Annotated in this window: 23 protein-coding genes; 11 read left to right on the top strand and 12 right to left on the bottom strand. The window is 46.2% G+C overall.

Going from position 1 to position 19,965, the window contains the following annotated elements:
- Nucleotides 1-211 precede the first annotated feature (211 nt).
- On the top strand, nucleotides 212-988 hold the full coding sequence (locus ICN49_RS07150) for a 3-hydroxybutyrate dehydrogenase (RefSeq protein WP_216167024.1): 777 nt from the start codon (nucleotides 212-214) through the stop codon (nucleotides 986-988).
- 61 nt (nucleotides 989-1,049) lie between these two features.
- On the opposite strand, the gene ICN49_RS07145 is transcribed toward ICN49_RS07150, so the two are convergent.
- The gene (locus ICN49_RS07145; RefSeq protein WP_216167022.1) at nucleotides 1,050-2,030 is read right to left on the bottom strand and encodes a Bug family tripartite tricarboxylate transporter substrate binding protein; all 981 of its coding nucleotides are present in this window, start codon (nucleotides 2,028-2,030) and stop codon (nucleotides 1,050-1,052) included.
- A 41-nt stretch (nucleotides 2,031-2,071) separates the two neighbouring features.
- Nucleotides 2,072-3,016, bottom strand: coding sequence for a hydroxymethylglutaryl-CoA lyase (locus ICN49_RS07140; protein WP_216167021.1), 945 nt, complete (start codon nucleotides 3,014-3,016; stop codon nucleotides 2,072-2,074).
- 136 nt (nucleotides 3,017-3,152) lie between these two features.
- On the opposite strand from ICN49_RS07140, the gene ICN49_RS07135 reads away from it, so the two are divergent.
- Nucleotides 3,153-3,746, top strand: coding sequence for a urate hydroxylase PuuD (locus tag ICN49_RS07135; protein WP_216167019.1), 594 nt, complete (start codon nucleotides 3,153-3,155; stop codon nucleotides 3,744-3,746).
- Nucleotides 3,747-3,837: 91 nt separating this feature from the next.
- Here the strand turns inward: ICN49_RS07135 and ICN49_RS07130 are convergent, their stop codons facing one another.
- From ICN49_RS07130 to ICN49_RS07120, 3 genes are all read right to left on the bottom strand, one after another.
- A complete protein-coding gene (locus ICN49_RS07130; RefSeq protein WP_216167018.1) occupies nucleotides 3,838-5,004 on the bottom strand; it encodes an NAD(P)/FAD-dependent oxidoreductase in 1,167 nt (388 codons plus the stop codon).
- Between the two features lie 48 nt (nucleotides 5,005-5,052).
- On the bottom strand, nucleotides 5,053-5,220 hold the full coding sequence (locus tag ICN49_RS07125) for a rubredoxin (protein ID WP_216167016.1): 168 nt from the start codon (nucleotides 5,218-5,220) through the stop codon (nucleotides 5,053-5,055).
- A gap of 63 nt (nucleotides 5,221-5,283) precedes the next feature.
- Nucleotides 5,284-5,769, bottom strand: coding sequence for a rubrerythrin family protein (locus ICN49_RS07120; protein WP_216167015.1), 486 nt, complete (start codon nucleotides 5,767-5,769; stop codon nucleotides 5,284-5,286).
- A gap of 168 nt (nucleotides 5,770-5,937) precedes the next feature.
- Between ICN49_RS07120 and ICN49_RS07115 the strand changes: the two genes are divergently transcribed.
- Both ICN49_RS07115 and ICN49_RS07110 read left to right on the top strand, forming a co-directional pair.
- Nucleotides 5,938-6,882, top strand: coding sequence for a hydrogen peroxide-inducible genes activator (locus ICN49_RS07115; RefSeq protein WP_216167014.1), 945 nt, complete (start codon nucleotides 5,938-5,940; stop codon nucleotides 6,880-6,882).
- 69 nt (nucleotides 6,883-6,951) lie between these two features.
- Complete coding sequence (locus ICN49_RS07110; protein WP_216167012.1) at nucleotides 6,952-8,052, top strand: alkene reductase; 1,101 nt, start codon at nucleotides 6,952-6,954, stop codon at nucleotides 8,050-8,052.
- Nucleotides 8,053-8,124: 72 nt separating this feature from the next.
- Here the strand turns inward: ICN49_RS07110 and ICN49_RS07105 are convergent, their stop codons facing one another.
- The 5 genes from ICN49_RS07105 to ICN49_RS07085 all read right to left on the bottom strand — a co-directional run bounded on the left by ICN49_RS07105 (nucleotide 8,125) and on the right by ICN49_RS07085 (nucleotide 11,103).
- Nucleotides 8,125-8,301, bottom strand: a complete 177-nt coding sequence (locus tag ICN49_RS07105; RefSeq protein WP_216167010.1) for a hypothetical protein — start codon at nucleotides 8,299-8,301, stop codon at nucleotides 8,125-8,127.
- Nucleotides 8,302-8,314: 13 nt separating this feature from the next.
- Nucleotides 8,315-8,860, bottom strand: a complete 546-nt coding sequence (locus ICN49_RS07100) for a cytochrome b (RefSeq protein ID WP_216167009.1) — start codon at nucleotides 8,858-8,860, stop codon at nucleotides 8,315-8,317.
- 78 nt (nucleotides 8,861-8,938) lie between these two features.
- A complete protein-coding gene (locus ICN49_RS07095) occupies nucleotides 8,939-9,127 on the bottom strand; it encodes a hypothetical protein (RefSeq protein WP_216167007.1) in 189 nt (62 codons plus the stop codon).
- 31 nt (nucleotides 9,128-9,158) lie between these two features.
- Nucleotides 9,159-9,905, bottom strand: coding sequence for a bestrophin-like domain (locus tag ICN49_RS07090; protein ID WP_500797043.1), 747 nt, complete (start codon nucleotides 9,903-9,905; stop codon nucleotides 9,159-9,161).
- A 52-nt stretch (nucleotides 9,906-9,957) separates the two neighbouring features.
- Nucleotides 9,958-11,103: an alpha-hydroxy acid oxidase gene (locus tag ICN49_RS07085; protein WP_216167006.1), complete on the bottom strand. Its 1,146-nt coding sequence runs from the start codon at nucleotides 11,101-11,103 to the stop codon at nucleotides 9,958-9,960.
- A gap of 141 nt (nucleotides 11,104-11,244) precedes the next feature.
- On the opposite strand from ICN49_RS07085, the gene ICN49_RS07080 reads away from it, so the two are divergent.
- The 6 genes from ICN49_RS07080 (at nucleotide 11,245) to ICN49_RS07055 (ending at nucleotide 17,937) form a co-directional block, all read left to right on the top strand.
- On the top strand, nucleotides 11,245-12,168 hold the full coding sequence (locus ICN49_RS07080; protein WP_216167004.1) for a DMT family transporter: 924 nt from the start codon (nucleotides 11,245-11,247) through the stop codon (nucleotides 12,166-12,168).
- A 79-nt stretch (nucleotides 12,169-12,247) separates the two neighbouring features.
- The gene (tcuA, locus tag ICN49_RS07075; protein ID WP_216167002.1) at nucleotides 12,248-13,666 is read left to right on the top strand and encodes an FAD-dependent tricarballylate dehydrogenase TcuA; all 1,419 of its coding nucleotides are present in this window, start codon (nucleotides 12,248-12,250) and stop codon (nucleotides 13,664-13,666) included.
- A complete protein-coding gene (tcuB, locus tag ICN49_RS07070) occupies nucleotides 13,653-14,798 on the top strand; it encodes a tricarballylate utilization 4Fe-4S protein TcuB (protein WP_216167001.1) in 1,146 nt (381 codons plus the stop codon). Before tcuA ends, tcuB begins: the two co-directional genes overlap by 14 nt.
- 40 nt (nucleotides 14,799-14,838) lie before the next feature.
- Nucleotides 14,839-15,777 carry a fumarylacetoacetate hydrolase family protein gene (locus ICN49_RS07065; protein WP_216167000.1) on the top strand — a complete coding sequence of 313 codons (939 nt, stop codon included), beginning with the start codon at nucleotides 14,839-14,841 and terminating at the stop codon, nucleotides 15,775-15,777.
- A 10-nt stretch (nucleotides 15,778-15,787) separates the two neighbouring features.
- A complete protein-coding gene (locus ICN49_RS07060) occupies nucleotides 15,788-16,735 on the top strand; it encodes a Bug family tripartite tricarboxylate transporter substrate binding protein (RefSeq protein ID WP_216166998.1) in 948 nt (315 codons plus the stop codon).
- A 53-nt stretch (nucleotides 16,736-16,788) separates the two neighbouring features.
- Nucleotides 16,789-17,937 carry an aminotransferase class V-fold PLP-dependent enzyme gene (locus ICN49_RS07055; protein ID WP_216166996.1) on the top strand — a complete coding sequence of 383 codons (1,149 nt, stop codon included), beginning with the start codon at nucleotides 16,789-16,791 and terminating at the stop codon, nucleotides 17,935-17,937.
- Nucleotides 17,938-17,967: 30 nt separating this feature from the next.
- Here the strand turns inward: ICN49_RS07055 and ICN49_RS07050 are convergent, their stop codons facing one another.
- On the bottom strand, nucleotides 17,968-18,618 hold the full coding sequence (locus ICN49_RS07050; RefSeq protein ID WP_216166995.1) for an FABP family protein: 651 nt from the start codon (nucleotides 18,616-18,618) through the stop codon (nucleotides 17,968-17,970).
- 90 nt (nucleotides 18,619-18,708) lie between these two features.
- Between ICN49_RS07050 and ICN49_RS07045 the strand changes: the two genes are divergently transcribed.
- Nucleotides 18,709-18,969 (top strand): protein tyrosine phosphatase, encoded by a 261-nt coding sequence (locus ICN49_RS07045; RefSeq protein ID WP_216166993.1) that lies wholly within the window; start codon nucleotides 18,709-18,711, stop codon nucleotides 18,967-18,969.
- Between the two features lie 14 nt (nucleotides 18,970-18,983).
- On the opposite strand, the gene ICN49_RS07040 is transcribed toward ICN49_RS07045, so the two are convergent.
- Nucleotides 18,984-19,964, bottom strand: coding sequence for a DMT family transporter (locus ICN49_RS07040; protein WP_216166991.1), 981 nt, complete (start codon nucleotides 19,962-19,964; stop codon nucleotides 18,984-18,986).
- Nucleotide 19,965 lies beyond the last annotated feature (1 nt).

Genomic DNA, 19,965 nt, shown 5'->3' with positions numbered 1-19,965 from the left:
CTTCAAATAAAGCCTACCCCCCGATTGTTTGCCCTTTATGGTGGGGTGTCAAGGAATTGTATAAAAGAATCGATTTAGACCTCTGGTTTGGCTAGAAAGAGACAATAAACGAGTTTTCTTGGTGCATACCCCATTTTGCAGGGGTAATTTGCTCCTGTAACATCAAGTTTTAGAGGTTTTATAACTTTTCAACTTGATGGCGAATACGGATATGTCTACATTAAAAGGTAAAACAGCCCTGGTAACAGGTTCCACCAGCGGTATTGGTCTGGGTATGGCAATTGCCCTGGCAAAGCAGGGTGTCAATATTATGGTCAATGGTTTTGGTGAAAAAGACGCTGCCATTGCACAAATTAAGGCTTGTGGCGTAGAAGTGGATTACCACGGCGCTGATATGAGCAAGCCCGCTGAAATTGAAGATCTTATTAAGCAAACCGAAAAACGCTTTGGGGCGCTCGACATATTGGTGAACAATGCGGGCATTCAGTACACAGCCAATCTTGAAGATTTTCCAGCCGATAAATGGGATGCCATTATTGCAATTAACTTGAGCTCTGCTTTTCATACAACTCACCACGCACTTCCTGGAATGCAAAAGCGTAACTGGGGGCGCATTATTAATATAGCCTCAGTGCATGGCTTGGTCGCTTCAACCCAAAAAGCAGCCTACGTTGCTGCTAAGCATGGCATTGTTGGTTTAACCAAAGTCACCGCTCTTGAAAATGCGCGCACTGGTATTACGTGTAACGCTATTTGTCCTGGTTGGGTTTTAACGCCATTGGTTCAAAAGCAAGTGGATGCTAGAGCGGAACGTGAGCACATCTCGAATGACGCCGCGAAGATTGCCTTGGTTTCTGAGAAACAACCTTCTGGTGAATTCGTAAGCCCAGAACAGCTGGCTGCCTTAGCAGTGTTTCTCTGCGGGCCCGATGCCTCAGAGGTAAGAGGTGTTGCTTGGAATATGGATGGTGGTTGGACTGCTCAATAGATTGACTTGCAGATACTCACTTCTTGGCATCAATACCGCTGAGTAGGTTCAGAATCAATCCTTACTCGGCGGTAATTTTTCTGTCAGCAATAATCTTGCCCCAAGTGGCAGATTGACTCGCAATATATTTGGCTAAATCTTCACGCGATCCTGGATTGGGTGTTAAGCCATGTTCAGCTAATTGCTTATTGGTTACTTTATCGGTCAACACGGCAACTAAGGCTTTATTCCATTTATCTAAAATGACTTCAGGTGTTTTGCCTGGAGCCACGAATGCGTACCAGTTGACAGCATCAAAGCCTGGGTAGCCTGACTCTGCGATCGTAGGAACATTTGGCAGGGTAGGTGCACGCTTTAGTCCAGTGCTAGCAATCGGAATCAGTTTGCCGCTCTTGATGTAAGGCTCTGCGGTTGCCAATGCTGAATAGTAAGAAGAGACTCTGCCGCCGAGCAAGTCAACCATCGCTGGACTACCTCCCTTATAAGGTACGTGAACCGTATCGATATCTGCTCTAACGTTGAAGAGTTCGCCCTGTAGGTGTGAGGCTGAGCCGCTTCCAGTAGAGGCAAAAGTAATTTTTCCGGGATTCTTCTTCGCATACGCTACGTACTCTTTGAGAGTCTTAATGTCCAACTCTGGAATCACTACCAAGACATTGGGGAAGGTCACACCCATAGTGAGGGGCGCCAAATCTTTTTGAGGATCGTAAGGCAACTTCATCAAGTGAGGAGCAATCGAAAGCGGTCCAATCGAGCCAAACAAAATCACCGATCCATCGGTTGGCGCATTCGCAGTAAAAGCGTGGGCAATATTTCCACCGGCACCAGGCTTGTTATCGACAATCACATTCTGCCCAAGATCCTCACTCAGTTTTTTGGCAATGATGCGAGCCGCGTTATCAGCAGATCCACCTGCAGCAAAGCCAACCACCATCGTGATTGTTTTCTTTGGCGGAAATTCTTGTGCGTTCAATGCTGAGCTAGCACTTAAAAACACGATAGCAAAAGCAAGAATAGATTTAACTAAGAAGGATGGTTTCATGATCTTGTCTCGGATATTGTTTAATTTTTTTTGAGTGTTTACTAGATCTGGCAAGGTGCTTTGTACACGCGATCTACTTTACCAGCCATCAGTAATTGGCTGGGTAAAGTTCTACCAACGATGTTTTGTAAATCCTTAGAGCATTCTAGAAGCGTATCAATCTGCATATGGGTTTTAAGACCCATGAGATCAAGCATGTGCACCAGTTCTTCAGTGCAGATATTGCCGGTAGCGCCGGGGGCATAGGGGCAGCCACCTAAGCCACCAAGCGAGGAGTCAAAGCGATCTATACCGCTATGAACAGCTGCAAGAGCGTTGGCCAGACCCATGCCACGGGTGTTGTGGAAGTGCAGGGTCCACTGTAGGTTGGGGTGCTTAGCTTGGACCGTTTCACAGACTTCCTGAACTTGGGCTGGGTTAGCCATGCCAGTGGTATCGCAAACCGTAATGCCACGAATGCCTTTTTCCGAAAATCGGTCAATCCAGTGCATTAATTCTTTGAGGGGGGTGATGCCAGACATTGGGCAGCCAAAACTCGTTGATAAAGAAATATTGACTGCAATCTTGTTAGAGTGCGCCAGATCAATAACTGAGCTTAAGCCCTTAAATGAATCTTCACGACCCATCTTGAGATTGGCCTGATTGTGGGTCTCGCTCACCGACATCACGAGATTGAATTCATCTACGCCAACAGCAATCGCACGTTCAGCCCCCTTGAGATTTGGAATTAAAACGGTGTACTCCACACCAGGAACGCGATTGATGCCTTGCATCACCGCTTCAGCATCTGCCAACATCGGTATGGCTTTGGGGCTGGTGAATGAGCTCACTTCAATTTTGGCGTAACCCGCATTACTGAGTCGATCAATCAGAGCAATCTTTTCCTCAGTTGGGATAAAGGCACTTTCAGCCTGAAATCCATCCCGCGTGACCACTTCCTGAATGTAAATTCGTTTATGGGGGCTAGGGCTTAAATGGCTGGTCATATGGGTCTTTAAAACAAGCTGCCAAAGTTGGCTAAGTACCTATTTTAAGTAAGAAATCCCAATTTTGGGTCAGATAAACAAAAACAGCAGAATCGTTTATAGTTACAGCGCATTCATATATATAGGAGATCCTCACATGGCATCAATATTGACCTCATTGGGACGCACGGTTTTAGCTGGTTTTGTGCTGCTCGTTCTGATTATTCTGGCCTTAGGTGGTAATTTTGGTTCTGCCGAGCTGCCTTTCGTATTCCGTTGGTTACACGTGATGTTTGGCGTAATGTGGATTGGTTTGCTCTGGTACTTCAATTTTGTCCAGATTCCATCGATGCCAAAAATCCCTGACGAGCAAAAGCCAGCAATTGGTAAAGTGATTGCTCCAGCCGCATTGTTCTGGTTCCGTTGGGCAGCTTTGTTTACTGTGTTGACTGGTTTAATCGTTGCTACATTGAACGGTTACGCTCATCAAGCCTTTACATTGCAAGCGCCATTCCGTGCCATTGGCTTGGGTATGTGGATAGCTTTGGTCATGGCCTTTAACGTATGGTTCATCATTTGGCCAAATCAGAAACGTGCCCTTGGTATCGTTACTGTTGAAGCTGACGTAAAAGCTAAATCTGCACGCATTGCGATGTTGACTTCACGCTTGAATACATTGTTATCAATTCCAATGTTGTTCTTGATGGTTGCTCAATCACACAACACTACTTGGTTTGTAGTGGTTGCTTAGTTAGCCGCCTAATTAATTGCTTCGTTAGCACTTCCGCATTACAGAAAAGGCCCGCAGATGCGGGCCTTTTCTATGGATCAATTAAGCCTTGTTACAGGATTACAGGCAACTCTTTAGTCAGGGCGCCGCGTTGAGTAGTTGCACTCCCCATCAGCACGAAGCCGAGAAGTTTACTATCAGCAGATTCAAAACGGGCTTCTAAGCCGCCTTCAACGGGGGTGATTTTCCAAGAGCCAATTGCATCTTTAGCAGGCGGGGACACGATGGTAGGTAGGGCCGGGGTCTTCACCATCACTGGCATGGCAGGGTAGCTCAAAGCAGTATCTTGGCCCAGGAGGGTAGGTGCAAGCGCTCTTGCAGCCTGCATGATCGGCATCACATAGGGCAATACCAAACCTTCCACTTCAGCGCAGTCGCCTAGTGAGTAGATATTTTTTGCACTGGTTTCTAAATGGCGATTGACCTGAATGCCCATACTTGTACATAAGCCAGCAGCCTTGGCCAGCTCTAATCTAGGCCTTAAGCCAACAGCAGAAAGAACCACATCGCTCTCAATCGTATTGCCGTTGGCAAGGGTGATTTGCAAATGGCTACCAGTGCGATCAATTGATTGCACAGTTGTGCCGAAGTGCCAGCGCACACCCGCATCACTGAGTTTGTTTTGTAATTCTTGAGCAGATTCCTTTGGTAAGAGGCGTCCTAAAGCTTGTGGTGCTAGGTCAATGACGTCTACTTCATAAGAACCAAGAACTAGATCGTTTGCAAACTCACAGCCAATTAAGCCTGCGCCTAATATTGCTATCTTCTTTTTCCCTGCAATAGCTTCGCGGAACTTTGCATAGTCTTCTAAGTCGTTTACGGTAAGCACTTCATTCGCAGCATTACCTTGAAGGGCAAGACGAATTTGATCAGCCCCTAAGGCCATCACTAACTTGCTGTACGAGAGAGTGCCTTTATTGGTCACTACGGTTTGCAGGTCTGCATCAATGCTACTCACTTCAGCCTCACTCATGATGGTGAGCTCTAGCTGGCTAGCCATGCCATCTTGTGGTGTAGAGATGAGTTGCTTAGCCTCTTTTTTGCTCGCCAGCGCGGTTGAAAGCATTGGCTTTGAGTAGAAGTACCCTGGCTCACGAGTGATCAGGGTAATAGGGATTGCTTTATCTAATTTGCGGATTTCGCGAATGACGGTGAAGCCAGCCAATCCGCTGCCAATGATGACAATGGCGGATTGTGATTGTTGCGTATTGTGATCCAAAGCTGGGCTCCTAGTAATACATTCAATTGCGATAAAGATGGGGCTTGATTAGCCGATCTGAACCATTTCAAAGTCAGATTTGGCTACACCGCAGTCTGGGCATTCCCAATCTGCAGGCACATCAGCCCAAGCAGTTCCCGCAGCGATACCATCTTCTGGGATGCCTTTTGCTTCGTCATAGATGAAGCCACACACGATACATTGCCAAGATTTCATAATCATTCCTTCGTTCAATAGTGATGAGTTTAAATTTAATTTCGAATTAATTCTTGAGGCAGCTTATTTGGCTGCAAATGCTATAGCGCTTTCCAAGGCTTTTTTGTAGTGGTTAGCATGACGCTCCTCTACATTAGCCAAGGCAGCAAAGCGTTTAGCTGCTTTTACCAACATTGCTTGGAATTGCTCGGCATGCTCTTTAGATTCAGCAATTTGCTCATCAATTTCTTGAATGGCTGCAGAGTTACCTTCCTCGACAGCGGTTTTGCGGAAGCTTGGGTACATTTCAGTGTATTCATAGGTTTCACCTTCAATCGCAATCTCCAATGCACGGGTTGGGGTAATCGTGCTTGCAGGGTAGAGCAAATCGAGATGACCGAAGGCATGCATCACTTCTTGATCAGCCGTTGCCTCAAAGATTTTTGCCGTCTCTTGATCACCTGCCGCGCGTGCCAACTTGGCAAAGTAACGATATTTGATATGAGCCATGGACTCGCCAGCAAATGCAGACTCGAGATTTTGGATTGTTTTAATTTCAGGACGTGCCATTGTTGATTCCTCTTTGTAAAGTGTAAAAATCCGTTTAATGAGAAGAGGGCTATTTCATTGCCTTTTGCTCAACCATGGGATGGATTTTGAGCTTTAAATTATTATCAGTCCAATGAATAATAATGATACTATTTATCGAAATATTAGATAAATAGGAAATCGGGGAATATGGCCTATCTACCTTCACTGAGACAGCTCAGTTACTTTGTGGCATTAGCTAAAGAGTTGAACTTCACGCGTGCTGCACAAGCTTGTTTTGTGGGCCAGTCAACCTTGAGCGCAGGGCTAAAGGAGTTGGAAGATAGCCTAGGGATTCGCTTGGTGGAGCGAGATCGACAGAATGTATCCATCACACCTATTGGCTTAGAGGTTTTAGAGCGAGCTAAGGCTATTCTGGCGGCTTCTGAGGACTTGGTTGAGTACGCTGATGGGGCAGCCAAGCCAATGACCGCCACAATCCGCCTAGGAGTCATCCCAACTATTGCACCTTTTCTATTGCCACAGGTTTTGCCAGAAATTCGCAATCGCTTTCCAAGTTTGAAAATCACCTTACGTGAAGATTTGACCGCAAATTTACTGGCTAGACTTGCCGATCATCAGTTAGATTTCGCCTTAATTGCCCTACCTTATGACGTCAATGGTTTGTTGGTTAAAGAGCTATTGAATGATGAGTTCTGGTTAGTTGCTCGAGCAGATGATCCTGCACTCAAAGGCAAAGAGGTGCATTTGCCGGCCAAGATGGCTGAGAGACTGCTTTTGCTTGAAGAGGGGCATTGCCTGCGTGACCACAGCCTGCAGGCTTGCAAGAGATCAGATATTCGTAATGCTGAAGGTATGGAGGCTACCAGCCTACTGACATTACTCCAAATGGTCGAGTCAGGAATGGGCATCGCATTGCTTCCAGAGATGGCTGTGAAGGGCGGTTTGCTCAATAACACTGAGTTAGTCGCCAGACCACTAGCGACGCCCACTCCTAAGCGTGTTATTGCACTGGTTGCGCGCTCCTCTACTGCTCGCCTAGAAGAGTTTCAAGTGCTGTCGGATTGTATTCAGGAGCGCTTTGGAGCGAGCATTAGAATCAGTCGCGGTAAACGTAAAGGTATTCGTGCGTGAGCAAGACTGCAGCAATTTTGCTACAGTCTTGCTTCACGATGATGTGTTTTATAGAAAAGAAAGATGGCAATGTCCGGAAAAGAAATCATGTTTACCCCAGTAAAGCTCGGTTCGATTGAGTTGAAGAATCGTTTAGTCATGGCGCCGTTAACTAGAATGCGTGCCGTAGCTGGTGATGTACCACATCCATTAGCCAAAACGTATTACGCCCAGCGTGCGAGTGCTGGTTTGATTATTACTGAGGCTACTCAAATTTCCCCTTTAGGTATGGGTTACCCAGCAACTCCTGGAATTTATTCTGCCGAGCAAACTGCTGCTTGGAAAGAGATTGTTGAGGCGGTTCATACGAAGGGTGGTTCTATCGTTGCCCAGTTATGGCATGTGGGTCGAATTTCCCATTCATCATTGCATCCAGAACAAGGTGTGCCAGAGGCGCCTTCTGCTATTGCTGCTGCAGGCCAAACCTATGGCGCTGATTGGCAGTTGCATGACTACGAAACCCCTAAGGCTATGACATCTGATGATATAGCTCGATTGATTAAGGAGTATGAGACGGCAGCTCAGAACGCTAAGTCTGCAGGATTTGATGGTGTAGAAATTCATGCTGCCAACGGTTATCTCTTGGATCAGTTCTTGCAAGACAAAACCAACCAACGCACAGATCAATATGGCGGCTCAATTGAGAATCGCCTACGCTTGCTTGGTGAAGTCATCGATGCTGTTGCCAAAGTATTTCCAAGCGATCGAATTGGTGTGCGTCTATCCCCTTATGGTCAATTTAATGACATGAGTGATAGCGATCCAGTTGCTTTATTTGGTGCAGCCATTCAAAAATTAAATAGCTATCACTTGGCGTATGTACACATGATTGAGCCACGCTCAACCAGTGCGGGCGGTAATGATCAAGTGTACGAAGATGCTCCAGTTACTTCAGAGATATTCCGCAAGGCCTATCAAGGAAAATTCATCAGTGCTGGTGGATATGATCAAGCAATGGGTGAGAAGGTATTGGAAGACGGTTTGGCTGATGCAGTTGCTTATGGCCGTTTGTATATTTCCAATCCGGATTTAGCTGAGCGTTTTGAAAAGAACGCCCCATTAAATCCTTATAACCGTGCAACCTTCTACGGTGGGGCGGAAGTGGGTTACACCGATTACCCAGCATTATGATGAGATAGAAAAATACACAGTCACGCTAGTGAGGTGACAGTCGATGAGGTCATATTCCCAAAGAATCTGACCTCATTTTTTATTGTTTGGCGGATCTAATAAATCAAAGTGGTTTGCTACTAGCAGCATGACTACTGAAGCGAGGCCTAGAGCGAAGAATTGCCATTGGTGGAGTATGGCAGTGCCAACCACAGTCATGAGGGTTGTCCAGGCGACGGCAATCTTTGCTTTTTTGCTTAATGGTTTCATATTCCAGATATTCCTATTTGCTTTCAGGGTCGTATTTATTCAACATGCGAAGAAGTGTATCGGTTTTCAGGATGTAATGGTGCCACAAAGCTACCAGGGCATGAATTCCAATGAGGAAGTACAACGCATTACCTAGCCATTCATGGAGTTCTTTGAACACCTTCTTGATGGATGGGTCAGGGCTTAGCACTTGGGGGAGTGTCCAATTGAAGAATTGCACCTCTTTACCACCTGCCTGCAGAAAAATAAGGCCCATGATGGGAAGTGTCAGCAGCAAGCAATAGAGCAACCAATTCATTGCTGTGGCCAAATGACTAAATAATAGGCTTGTTCCAGAGCGCTTTGGAACACCATAGATCATACGAATACCCAGTCTCAATACCATAGCGATAAATATGAGCTGTCCCAAAAGACTATGGATTGTTTTACAGAGCTCGCGAGGCTCACTCCCTTTGACAAACTGCCCCTTTAATTCAATCACGCCGAGCGCTGCTACAACGAGAAGAAATACGAGCCAGTGAAAGAAGATAGATAAGGGGTGATAGCGTTTTTTTGACATGATGTGCTGAATAGATTTACAGACAACATCATAAATAAGGTAATTGACAATGACCATTGTGGGGTCATTGCATCAAACTTAGTTGGGCAGTCTAGCCTTAGCGCTTAATTCGTTAACGGCGCCGCGCTTATCCAGTTGCGATAGTCTTAAAGCCTCCACTTCAAAATCAATTTGTGCCGGATGAAACTCATCGTTTCCTAAGTGAACCACGTAGGTCCAGACCAGCTCGCGGCCTCTGTTTTTAAAGACATCTACTACTCGTTTCATTTTTACCGCCTATAAAAAGTACTATGCCACTTTATTTTTCTGAAGTGCTGGGACTGCCTGCACTCTGTTGATGTAAGGAATTTTTTAACTGAATTAAATTACGCGGTTCTACTCTGATGACACCGCCTCTTGGACTATCAATATCTGCAATCAGAAAGAAAGACACTGCAATGACAAAAGGAAAAATCATGAAGAGAGCGATATTATGCGAAAAGTTCCTAGCCCCAAATCCTACCAAGAGATTGGCGCAAATCGCGATTGCCCCCATGAGTCCCCAGGCGGTGAATGGGATACGGTTCCACCAGGCAGCTTGGGTGTAACCATGCGAATTGAGGACATCATTCATACCGGAGACGGCTAAAGCAGTCATGGCATTGGTCTGTGAACGGGCAGCTGGCAGAACTTCCTGCCAAAGCGCATTTTCAAGCTTATCCGTTCGTTTGGAAATTTCTGTCAGAGGCTCGTGATGCTGCTCGGTATAAAACAGGATGCGTTGATCAAGATAGCGAACTAAGAGCACTTTGATTGCCGATGCTGAAGTTGCGGGAAGAAGGTCGGCACGGAGATACTCAGTGCCAATAGCATTCGCTTCAGCCTCTTCCAGAACCTCTCTTTGATCATGACGATCAATGGCCATGGAGAAAGTAAATCCAATGATGAGCGCGAGAAGCGTCAATGTTGCCGTTTGAATAATTCCCAAATCAGAAGCTGTCTCACTGTCTTTAGTGCGGTACTTACTAAGCACCGCATTTCCGAACCAAACAGATGCTGAGCAAATTATAAGAGTGAAGGCAAAGGCAACAAAGGGGTGATCAAGAATGTATTTAATTTTAAAAAGTTCCTGGATACAAAATATCTTTAGTAACGTTCTGAATATCGCGGTGACCCGTAAAAGCCATAGTGATATCTAGCTCATTGTGAATCAATTCCAGACATTTCGTCACGCCAGCTTCTCCCATGGCACCCAAGCCATATAGGAAGGGTCGACCAATCATCGTGCCACGCGCTCCAAGAGCCCATGCTTTTAAAACATCCTGTCCAGAGCGGATGCCGCCATCCATCCATACTTCAATATCCTTGCCAACTGCATCCACAATGCCAGGAAGTGCCTGAATGCTAGAAACGGCGCCATCTAGTTGACGCCCACCGTGGTTGGAAACAATCATGGCATCTGCACCAGAGTTGGCAGCTAAACGAGCATCTTCAGCATCCAAGATGCCTTTAATAATGAGCTTACCGCCCCATAGCTTTTTGATCCATTCCACATCACCCCAGTTCAAGCCCGGATCAAATTGTTCTGCTGTCCAAGAGGAGAGGGAAGACATATTGCCCACGCCTGTGGCATGCCCCACGATATTGCGAAAAGTTCTGCGAGGTGTCATAGCCATACCTAGACACCAACGTGGCTTAGTAGCCATATTGAACATATTCGCAATGGTCAGTTTTGGTGGTGCTGATAGACCATTCTTGAGATCCTTATTGCGTTGACCCAAAATTTGTAAATCCAATGTCAACATCAGTGCCGAACACTTCGCCACTTTGGCTCTTTCAATTAAGCGCTCAATAAAGCCACGGTCTTTCATGACATAGAGCTGAAACCAAAATGGCTTGGTCGTACGCTCCGCGACGTCTTCAATAGAGCAGATGCTCATCGTGGATAAGCAAAACGGGACGCCGAATTTTTCAGCTGCTCGGGCTGCTAGGATTTCGCCGTCGGCATGTTGCATACCAGTCAGGCCAGTTGGGGCTAATGCTACTGGCATCGCAACGTCTTCACCAATCATCTTTGTTCTGGTGGTGCGATTTGTCATATCAACAGCGACACGTTGGCGCAACTTGATTTTTTGAAAATCAGATTCGTTTGCTCGGTAGGTGGATTCAGTCCAGGAGCCAGAGTCGGCATAGTCATAAAACATCCTGGGGGTACGCTTTTGATGAAGTACCCGTAGGTCTTCAATGTTGGTAATGATTGCCACGTTTTATCCTTCGATTTGAGGTCATTTATGAAGACTCTGACCTATTTAAGCTCTATCTTAGCAATACCAGGCATTTGTTTCTACAATAGGAGGGTAGTCCCTAACTGGGGCCTTGATTTCCTCCTTGTTCAATACCTTCCAATGTTTCAGCTTAATTTAGCTACTATTTTCTATTTAGTTGTTGCCACAGCACTCTGGGCCGGAAATGCTATTGCCGGACGTCTTCTAGTTGGGAGCGTTTCGCCAATTACCTTGAGCGCAGTTCGATGGGGATTGGCCGCCTTGATCTTGCTGCCTTTTGGCTGGCGCATCTTTAAGCGCGATAGTGCACTCTGGCAAAACAAGACGCGTTTTTTATTGCTAGGACTTTTTGGGGTCGGTAGTTATAACGTCCTTCTTTATCTCGCCCTGCAAACTTCTACCCCCATCAATGTCACTTTGATTGGGGCCAGCATGCCAATTTGGATGTTATTGATTGGGGCAGTATTTTATAAAGTCCGACCCACCTTGCTACAGCTCATTGGTGCTGTTGTCTCCCTGATTGGTGTAACGGTGGTATTGACCAGAGGCGAGCCTTCAACACTATTTTCGATGGAATTGGTTGTGGGTGATCTTCTGATCATGCTTGCTACGATCTTATGGGCGACCTATAGCTGGATGCTCAGTCGTCCAGGTCAAAGTACTGAACGTCAGTGGCCTTGGGCGGATTTTTTGATGGCCCAGGTATTAGTAGGTTTGTTATGGACATTATTCTTTGATGGTTTTGAGATCGCCGGTGGCTATGCTCACCTAGAACTGAATGTATTTACTGCCGCTGTTATTTTATTTGTAGCAGTCGGACCGTCTTTGATCGCCTACCGCTGCTGGGGATTGGGTGTGAATGGTGCTGGGCCTACCGTAGCCGCATTTTTTGCCAACCTCATCCCGTTGTTTACTGCCCTGTTATCAGCAGCAATGCTAAGGGAACCCCCAAGGCTTTATCACGGGCTGGCTTTTGCGTTAATTGTTACCGGTATTGTGGTGTCATCCACCAAATCTAGGGCCAGCCAAGTAAAGGCATCTTGATCCACGTCTAGGAATTAAATAGAAAAAAGCTTTACAGTTATTTTTTCTGAATTTTGCTTCTAATATTTTTAGGTTGACTATGTTTGATGTTCTTGTGATCGGTGGCGGAAATGCTGCTCTTTGTGCCGCTTTAATGGCCAAAGAAGCGGGCGCTACTGTTTTGCTTTTAGAGTCAGCACCCAAAGAATGGCGCGGCGGAAATTCTGCGCATACTCGCAATATTCGTTCAATGCATGATGCGCCTGAAGATGTGATGAGTGAGGCCTACCCTGAAGAGGAATATTGGCAGGATGTAATGAAGGTTACCGGCGGCATTACAGATGAAAAGTTAGCACGCTTGACCATTCGTGCATCTTCCCAGTGTCGCGCTTGGATGCAAAAACACGGCGTGAGATTTCAGCCGCCATTGTCTGGCACGCTCAATTTATCCAGAACCAACGCCTTTTTTATGGGTGGTGGCAAGGCTTTAGTAAATGCCTATTACCGGAGTGCCGAAAAGCTGGGAGTCAAGATTCGTTACGACGCTACAGTCACTTCCTTAGATATTCAGGATGGAACATTTTTAGCGGCTTACGTTGGCAATGAGCGCATCGAAGCTAGGTCTTGCGTATTGGCTGCCGGTGGCTTTGAATCGAATCGCGAGTGGTTAAAAGAGGCTTGGGGTATCAACGAGTTTGGTGAAGCGCCAGCTGATAATTTTTTGATTCGGGGCACGCGATATAACAAGGGCGTGCTATTAAAGCAATTAATTGAGATGGGTGCGGATTCTGTGAGCGATGCAACTCAAGCGCACATGGTGGCAGTCGATGCGAGAGCACCACTATACGACGGTGGAATCTGTACGCGCGTCGATTGCGTCTCTTTCGGAATCGTCGTTAACAAGAATGCCGAACGTTTTTCTGATGAAGGTGAAGATTTTTGGCCAAAGCGGTATGCGTTTTGGGGAAGGTTAGTAGCCCATCAACCAGGTCAGATTGGATATTCCATTATTGATTCAAAAGTATTGGGTAGATTTATGCCTCCAGTATTTCCAGGGGATAAGGCGGATACCCTGGAAGAGTTGGCGGACATGTTGGGTCTGGACAGAGGGGCTCTGCTGAAAACGATTCAGGAATATAACGCTGCTTGTCAGGCGGGCACTTTTGATCACACGATCATGGATGATTGCCATACCAATGGCTTGGAGCCCGCTAAGACTCACTGGGCACTTCCTATCGATACCGGACCGTTCTATGGATATATTTTGCGACCTGGCGTGACTTTTACTTATCTTGGACTGAAGACCACCGATAGGGCAGAAGTACATTTTGGTGGAAAACCAAGCGATAACCTATTTGTCGCCGGTGAAATGATGGCTGGCAATGTTTTAGGAAAAGGCTATGCAGCAGGAATTGGTATGGCGATTGGGACAGCATTTGGCAGGATTGCAGGAACGCAAGCAGCGCAGGCAGCACAATTCGCTCTTCGTCATCGGGATGTAACACATGCAAGCACTTAAAGAACTGATTCAAGAAGCTACAGTCCTAGCATCGGGCTCTCCTGAGGCTGAAGCTGCGCGCATGTTGCAGATCTGTAATGCCTGTCGCTATTGTGAAGGCTTCTGTGCAGTCTTTCCAGCGATGACTCGCAGGATTGATTTCAATGTGGCTGATATGAACTACTTAGCCAATCTTTGCCATAACTGCGGCGCCTGTTTGCATGCCTGTCAATATGCTCCTCCTCATGAGTTTGGAGTGAACATTCCTCAAGTAATGGCGCAGGTCCGCAAAGACACCTACATAACCTATGCGTGGCCTAAGTCATTTGGCTCTCTCTATCAGAAGAATGGCTTGACGACGGTCTTAGCCACTTCCATATCTTTAACTGCATTCTTGCTACTGACGTTGTGGATGAATGGCAATCTTGTCTCCAGCCCATTCAACGGTAATTTTTACGCAATCTTTTCTCACAACACTTTGGCTTTGATGTTTGGGTCGGTATTTGCTTTTGCCTTACTGGCATTAAGTGTTGGGGTGTTTTCTTTCTGGAGACAAATCTCCGATGGAAATATCTCAGGTGCGGCTGCTGCTGAGGCGACACATGATGCGCTGACTTTGAAGTATCTTGGCGGCGGCCATGGAGATGGCTGCAATAACGAGGATGATGCTTTTTCACTCTGGCGTAAACGCTTTCACCATTTCACCTTTTATGGATTTATGTTTTGCTTTGCGGCTACTTCAGTAGCGACGCTCTATCACTACTTATTGGATCTACACGCGCCTTATGCATTGACTAGTCTTCCTGTGCTTCTGGGTACAGTGGGCGGTATTGGTTTACTGATTGGTCCTGCTGGCTTGCTGTACTTAAATCTCAGGCGCAATGCAGAGCACGGTGATGCGACACAAAAACCCATGGATAGGGCATTCATTATTTTGCTGTTCTGTATCAGTGCGTCTGGTTTAGCCTTGCTGGCATATCGTGACACTGCCTCTATGGCGATCATGCTGGCAATTCATCTTGGATTCGTTATGGCCTTTTTCCTGACGATGCCTTACGGAAAGTTCGGGCACGGTTTTTACCGAATTGCTGCTTTACTCAAAAATTCAGTCGAAAAGCGCCAGAAAAATAATGCGCTGTTTGGCTCAGAATAAGTTTTCCATTTTCACTACTTCAATATAAAACCTAAAAAATATGAGACTCATTACATTTACCCGCAGCGGATCATCCACCCCTGAAATCGGCGCCAGAATTCCCAATTTATCGGGAGACTTAGTTTTACCATTTAGTGATGTTGCTCAATCACAAGGCATCAAAGATTTTCCAGTGGGGATGAGAGATTTTTTACGTGCCGGCAGCAAGGTGATGGAGCAGGCGAAGGCTTGGGTTAAAACGATTCCAGAATCTGCTCCCCCATTGTTGTTGCAGGCTTCGAGCATTACGTATTTACCGCCGATCATGGATGCCGAAAAGTTTCTTTGTGTAGGTAAAAATTACCGTACACATTTGGAGGAGCTCAAGCGCACCAACCTGATTAAAGAAATTCCTCAAGAGCCCACTTCATTTATTAAGTTGAACTCCTGTCTTTCTGGGCACGAGGCAAAAGTGGTTCGTCCAAAAGGCATTACCCGTCTGGATTACGAGCCGGAATTGGTTTTTGTGATGGGTAAGCGCGCGCTAGGCGCTAAAAAAGATGAGGCCATGAGCTATGTCGCTGGTGTCACCATTCTGAATGACCTGACTTGCCGTGACTTGCAGTTACGCGAAGTTGCTTCTGGTTCACGCTTTTGGACCGGAAAGAATATCCCTGGCTTTGGGCCGCTTGGACCTGAGATTGTGACGATTGATGAGATTCCGGATGTCTATGATTTGTGGATGACTTGCTCCGTCAATGGAGAAGAGCGCATGCGCGTTAATACACAAGATCAAATTTGGAAGATCTCCGATATTTTGGAGCATTTCTCACGTTTTATCCCTATCGAAGCTGGTGATATGTTTTCTACTGGCGCGCCTGGTGGTGTGGCGGTGGGTAAAGAAAATGCGGAAGATTTATATCTCAAACCAGGCGATGTGGTTGAGTGCTCAATCGATGGCATCTCGACCTTAAGAACGACGATTGTTGATGAAGTCTAAGGCGAAGATGATGCGGCAATATCTGGTTTCTGCAATTTTTTTGTTTGGCTTGCTAGGATGTTTACCTGCGCAAGCTCAATCGATTGATTCTTTTCCTGTAAAGCCTATCAAGGTCATCGTGCCATTTCCACCGGGTGGCGGGGCTGATACTTTAATTCGTTTGATGGCGCCATCGCTGACTGAGTTATGGAAGCAATCTTTGATTATTGAAAATCGTCCCGGGGCTAGTGGGGCGATTGGTGCTGAGATCGTAGCGCAATCCTCAGGGGATGGCTATACCTTGTTGATGGGTTCAACGGCAGCGGTAACCGATAGGAATATCGCGCAATTTTCTCCCGTGGCCTTGGTATCCGCCTCTCCTTATATCGTTACGGTTAACCCTGGTTTAAATATCAACTCGATTAAAGCACTGGTTGCTTTTGCAAAAGCCAATCCTGGCAAAGTGAGATTTGGCTCATCTGGTGCCGGCTCAGCTTCACACTTATCTGGCGAATTATTTGCGTCGATGGCGGGGATTGAGTTACTGCATATTCCTTACAAGGGAACAGGTCAGGCTTTAACAGATTTATTGGCGGGCCATATTGACTTGATGTTTGCACCTGCACAAACCGTGATGCCGCAAATTGAAACGGGTAAGTTGCTGGCTTTAGGTCAGACCGGAGCAAAGCGCTCTGAAGCTTTGCCCAATATTCCAACTGTCTCAGAATCCGGATTGCCGGGCTATAGTGCTGTCGGATGGTTTGGTCTTTTTGCGCCCGCAAGCACACCAAAGGCAATCGTACAAAAACTCAACCAAGGGGTTGCCGTCACCTTAAGTCAGGAAAAGCTGAGGAAAGCGATGTTGGAGCGGGGGAGTGACCCTGCCAGCGGTAGTGCCGATGATTTTGTGTCCTTTTTGCGCTTAGACCAAGCTAAATGGGGCAAATTGATCAAAGACAATCGGATTGCAGTGCAATAAGTAACTAAATCAGTATCATTTAGGACTATTTACAGAATTTCTAGGAAATCACTATGCCAGGCTTACTTCCCAATATTGATCCAGACGGACTTTTAGAGTTCTCGGTTGTTTACACCGATCGCTCCTTGAACCACATGTCTGTAGAGTTCAAAAAAGTGATGGTAGATATTTCTAGCGTCTTAAAGGATGCATACAACGCAAGCTCTGCTGTGATTGTTCCCGGTAGCGGTACTTTTGGTATGGAGGCAGTTGCTCGTCAATTTGCCAACAATCAAAAATGCTTGGTGTTGCGTAATGGCTGGTTCAGTTATCGCTGGACACAAATTTTTGATTTAGCCCATATCACTCAAGACGTCACAGTTCTGAAGGGTAAGCAATTAGATGCTTCTACTCAAGGTGTATTTGCTCCAGCACCAATTGAAGAAGTTGTTGCCTTCATCAAAAAAGAAAAGCCAGCCGTAGTATTTGCGCCGCACGTTGAAACCTCTGCCGGAATTATTCTGCCAGACGATTACCTCAAAGCTGTTGGTGATGCTGTGCGTTCAGTTGGCGGTCTGTTTGTTTTGGATTGCATCGCATCTGGTGCGATGTGGGTTGACATGAAGGCATGCAATGTTGATGTATTAATCACTGCACCACAAAAAGGTTGGAGTAGCTCCCCTTGCTGCGCTTTGATTGCTATGGGTGAAAGAGCGCGCGAGCATATTGAATCTACGCAAAGCAGCAGCTTCTCCATGGATCTTAAAAAATGGCTCCAAATCATGGAAGCTTATGAAAAGGGCGGGCATGTTTATCACACCACCATGCCAACGGACGCTCTAAAGATTTTGCGTAACACCATGAAAGAAACTCAGTCATTAGGCTTTGCAGCTCTGAAGCAAAAGCAACAAGAGTTAGGCGACAAGGTTCGTGCCTTGCTGGTATCTAAAGGCTACCCATCCGTTTCCGCTAAGGGCTTTCAGGCTCCTGGCGTAGTGGTAAGTTACACCAAGGATGCTGATATTCAGTCAGGTAAGAAGTTTATTGCCTTAGGTCTGCAGACTGCTGCTGGTGTTCCATTGCAATGCGATGAACGTCCAGATTTCCGCACTTTCCGGATTGGCTTATTTGGTCTTGAGAAGTTGGCACACGTTGATCGCACGGTCGATCACCTTGCAACAGCTTTAGAAAAGATTACTGAAGTTGAGGCGCAGCCAGCCTAAGCAATTGCAAGCCACACATAAAAAGCCATCCTAGGATGGCTTTTTTATTGCCTCTAAGGCTAGGGGATTTGGCGTTGGCTCACCGACTTTCATGAGAAGGTTATTGTCTTTGTGATGAAAGGGCTCAGCACTTCCTTTAATCATCATGATGGTATCTTGGCTATAGGACCAAGTTCCATCGTCTAAATAACAAACTTGAATACGATATTCAATCGTCTTGAATGCATATTCTAAAAAAGGATTTGAAGAGATTCCCGATGTTGGGTTATCAGCTCTGGCAACGAGTTCAAATTGATTGGCAGTCGCCGCGGTTTGGCCCGATGCCATGGCAATCATTCCGCGAGGAATAGTGAGGGTATGAGTAACGGTTTCAGTTGCCGGCTCCCACAACCAGTAGCCAACTTGATCATGGTATGTCTTGATTTGATCTGGCTTGGTGATGTGGGTGTGATACCTCAAGCCATAAAGCAATTGTGGGCCATTGGTTTGAGGGTCAATAGGTTGTAGTTCTATGCGCTCAATATAGGCCTGTTTTTTTGGACCTTCTGCCTTTGGTTTTACGTCTAACCCTCGCGCTCCTTCCCAAATTCCAGCCATGCGGGTCAGGGGCCCTAGATTTTTTAGGGTATCAATTGAGTAGCCTTGTGGTTCGGTATAGATATCTTTTGGGAAATTGGTCATGGCAGCGCTCAAATTGAATTGTTGAAAAAAGCATTTTTGCTAAATTCTTGGGTATTATTTAATTATCCACAAACCCAATTGGAGAATTTGATGATTTCTCGTTTCGTACGTTTAAGCTTAGCCACCCTGGTATCCGCCACGATTGGCCTATCTCCAATCTCGGTGATGGCTGCTGACCCTGCGCCAGCCTCAGCACCAGTTGCTGCCCCTGCGGCTGCTCCTGCCGCTCAGCCAGATAAAGCTGCTGATAAGAGCGCTCAGAAGCAGGCTAAGAAAGATAAAAAAGCGAAGAAGAAAGCTGAGAAAAAAGCAAAGAAGAAGGCAAAAAAGGCTGAAGCCGCACAGCAGTAATGCTGTTTGCTCGGCTATGATCCGAGCAAGTCTTTATCGCTAAAACCATTAGGGTTCACAGACTCTAGTGGTTTTTGTTTATTGGAGTCATTACGCACTAATAGCCACATAGCCGCCATCACTAAAGTCATGCCTCCAATTTGCAACCAGGTAATGGGTTCAGATAGAACAGCCCAACCCATGAAGATCGTGGAGACGGGCCCCAGAATACCCGCCTGTGCAACGAGTGGGGAGCCAATGCGATTAATGGCAATCATAATGAGCAGCATTGGAATGACCGTGCAGACACTAGCATTCACAAGACTAAGCCAATAGATTTGGGAGGCCTGCTCCAGAATATCTGTGGGGTTGTATACCAAGGCTTGTATAGCGCTGAAGAATGCTGATGATGTACTTGCATAGACTACCAAGCGAATGCTGCCAACACGCCTCACCATTTCTCCGGAGCCAATCATGTAAACCGCATAGGTGCAGGCGCTGGCAAATACCAAGAGCATTCCAAGCCATGCTGCACTTCCAGTGGAATTAGCATCTTGAATAAATACGGTCAGCACACCAAGGTAGCCGACGATTAAGGCCGCCCACTGAACACGTGAAATGGTTTTTTGCAAAACAAAATAGGAGATTAGTAAAACAATCGTTGGAGTGAGATACAAAACAATTCTCTCGAGGCCAACAGAGATGTATTGCAATCCTAAAAAATCCAAATAGCTTGATAGAAAGTAGCCCAAAAATCCTAAGAGCAATACCTTTGAGCGGTCTGACCAACTAATGGGCAACATTTTTTGCTGACGTGATTGCCACCAATAGATCGACCAAAATAAAGGCAAGGCAATCAACATGCGAAGTGCCAGGAGAGTTTCTGCATTCGCGCCATAAGTGAAAGCGAGCTTAATCAGAATGGCTTTGCCAGAGAATAGAATGGACCCCAGGCCAGCCATCAGAATGCCAGATAGATAGCGTTTGCGTTGCAGAGCGAGATTGCTGGCGTGCATG

The organism is Polynucleobacter finlandensis (assembly GCF_018881755.1).
GTDB classification, from domain to species: Bacteria; Pseudomonadota; Gammaproteobacteria; order Burkholderiales; family Burkholderiaceae; genus Polynucleobacter; species Polynucleobacter finlandensis.
Note: the sequence above shows the minus strand (reverse complement) of the source record. Positions and strands in the feature narration are given on the sequence as shown.

What these genes read in the sequence shown, in the direction of transcription:
- tcuA (WP_216167002.1), top strand. Translation starts at nt 12,248, where the DNA reads ATGTTTGATGTTCTTGTGATCGGTGGCGGAAATGCTGCTCTTTGTGCC.
- tcuB (WP_216167001.1), top strand. Translation starts at nt 13,653, where the DNA reads ATGCAAGCACTTAAAGAACTGATTCAAGAAGCTACAGTCCTAGCATCG.
- ICN49_RS07050 (WP_216166995.1), bottom strand. Translation starts at nt 18,618, where the DNA reads ATGACCAATTTCCCAAAAGATATCTATACCGAACCACAAGGCTACTCA.
- ICN49_RS07120 (WP_216167015.1), bottom strand. Translation starts at nt 5,769, where the DNA reads ATGGCACGTCCTGAAATTAAAACAATCCAAAATCTCGAGTCTGCATTT.
- ICN49_RS07100 (WP_216167009.1), bottom strand. Translation starts at nt 8,860, where the DNA reads ATGTCAAAAAAACGCTATCACCCCTTATCTATCTTCTTTCACTGGCTC.
- ICN49_RS07105 (WP_216167010.1), bottom strand. Translation starts at nt 8,301, where the DNA reads ATGAAACCATTAAGCAAAAAAGCAAAGATTGCCGTCGCCTGGACAACC.
- ICN49_RS07060 (WP_216166998.1), top strand. Translation starts at nt 15,788, where the DNA reads ATGCGGCAATATCTGGTTTCTGCAATTTTTTTGTTTGGCTTGCTAGGA.
- ICN49_RS07045 (WP_216166993.1), top strand. Translation starts at nt 18,709, where the DNA reads ATGATTTCTCGTTTCGTACGTTTAAGCTTAGCCACCCTGGTATCCGCC.
- ICN49_RS07140 (WP_216167021.1), bottom strand. Translation starts at nt 3,016, where the DNA reads ATGACCAGCCATTTAAGCCCTAGCCCCCATAAACGAATTTACATTCAG.
- ICN49_RS07095 (WP_216167007.1), bottom strand. Translation starts at nt 9,127, where the DNA reads ATGAAACGAGTAGTAGATGTCTTTAAAAACAGAGGCCGCGAGCTGGTC.
- ICN49_RS07065 (WP_216167000.1), top strand. Translation starts at nt 14,839, where the DNA reads ATGAGACTCATTACATTTACCCGCAGCGGATCATCCACCCCTGAAATC.
- ICN49_RS07145 (WP_216167022.1), bottom strand. Translation starts at nt 2,030, where the DNA reads ATGAAACCATCCTTCTTAGTTAAATCTATTCTTGCTTTTGCTATCGTG.
- ICN49_RS07135 (WP_216167019.1), top strand. Translation starts at nt 3,153, where the DNA reads ATGGCATCAATATTGACCTCATTGGGACGCACGGTTTTAGCTGGTTTT.
- ICN49_RS07055 (WP_216166996.1), top strand. Translation starts at nt 16,789, where the DNA reads ATGCCAGGCTTACTTCCCAATATTGATCCAGACGGACTTTTAGAGTTC.
- ICN49_RS07040 (WP_216166991.1), bottom strand. Translation starts at nt 19,964, where the DNA reads ATGCACGCCAGCAATCTCGCTCTGCAACGCAAACGCTATCTATCTGGC.
- ICN49_RS07115 (WP_216167014.1), top strand. Translation starts at nt 5,938, where the DNA reads ATGGCCTATCTACCTTCACTGAGACAGCTCAGTTACTTTGTGGCATTA.
- ICN49_RS07080 (WP_216167004.1), top strand. Translation starts at nt 11,245, where the DNA reads ATGTTTCAGCTTAATTTAGCTACTATTTTCTATTTAGTTGTTGCCACA.
- ICN49_RS07150 (WP_216167024.1), top strand. Translation starts at nt 212, where the DNA reads ATGTCTACATTAAAAGGTAAAACAGCCCTGGTAACAGGTTCCACCAGC.
- ICN49_RS07125 (WP_216167016.1), bottom strand. Translation starts at nt 5,220, where the DNA reads ATGAAATCTTGGCAATGTATCGTGTGTGGCTTCATCTATGACGAAGCA.
- ICN49_RS07110 (WP_216167012.1), top strand. Translation starts at nt 6,952, where the DNA reads ATGTCCGGAAAAGAAATCATGTTTACCCCAGTAAAGCTCGGTTCGATT.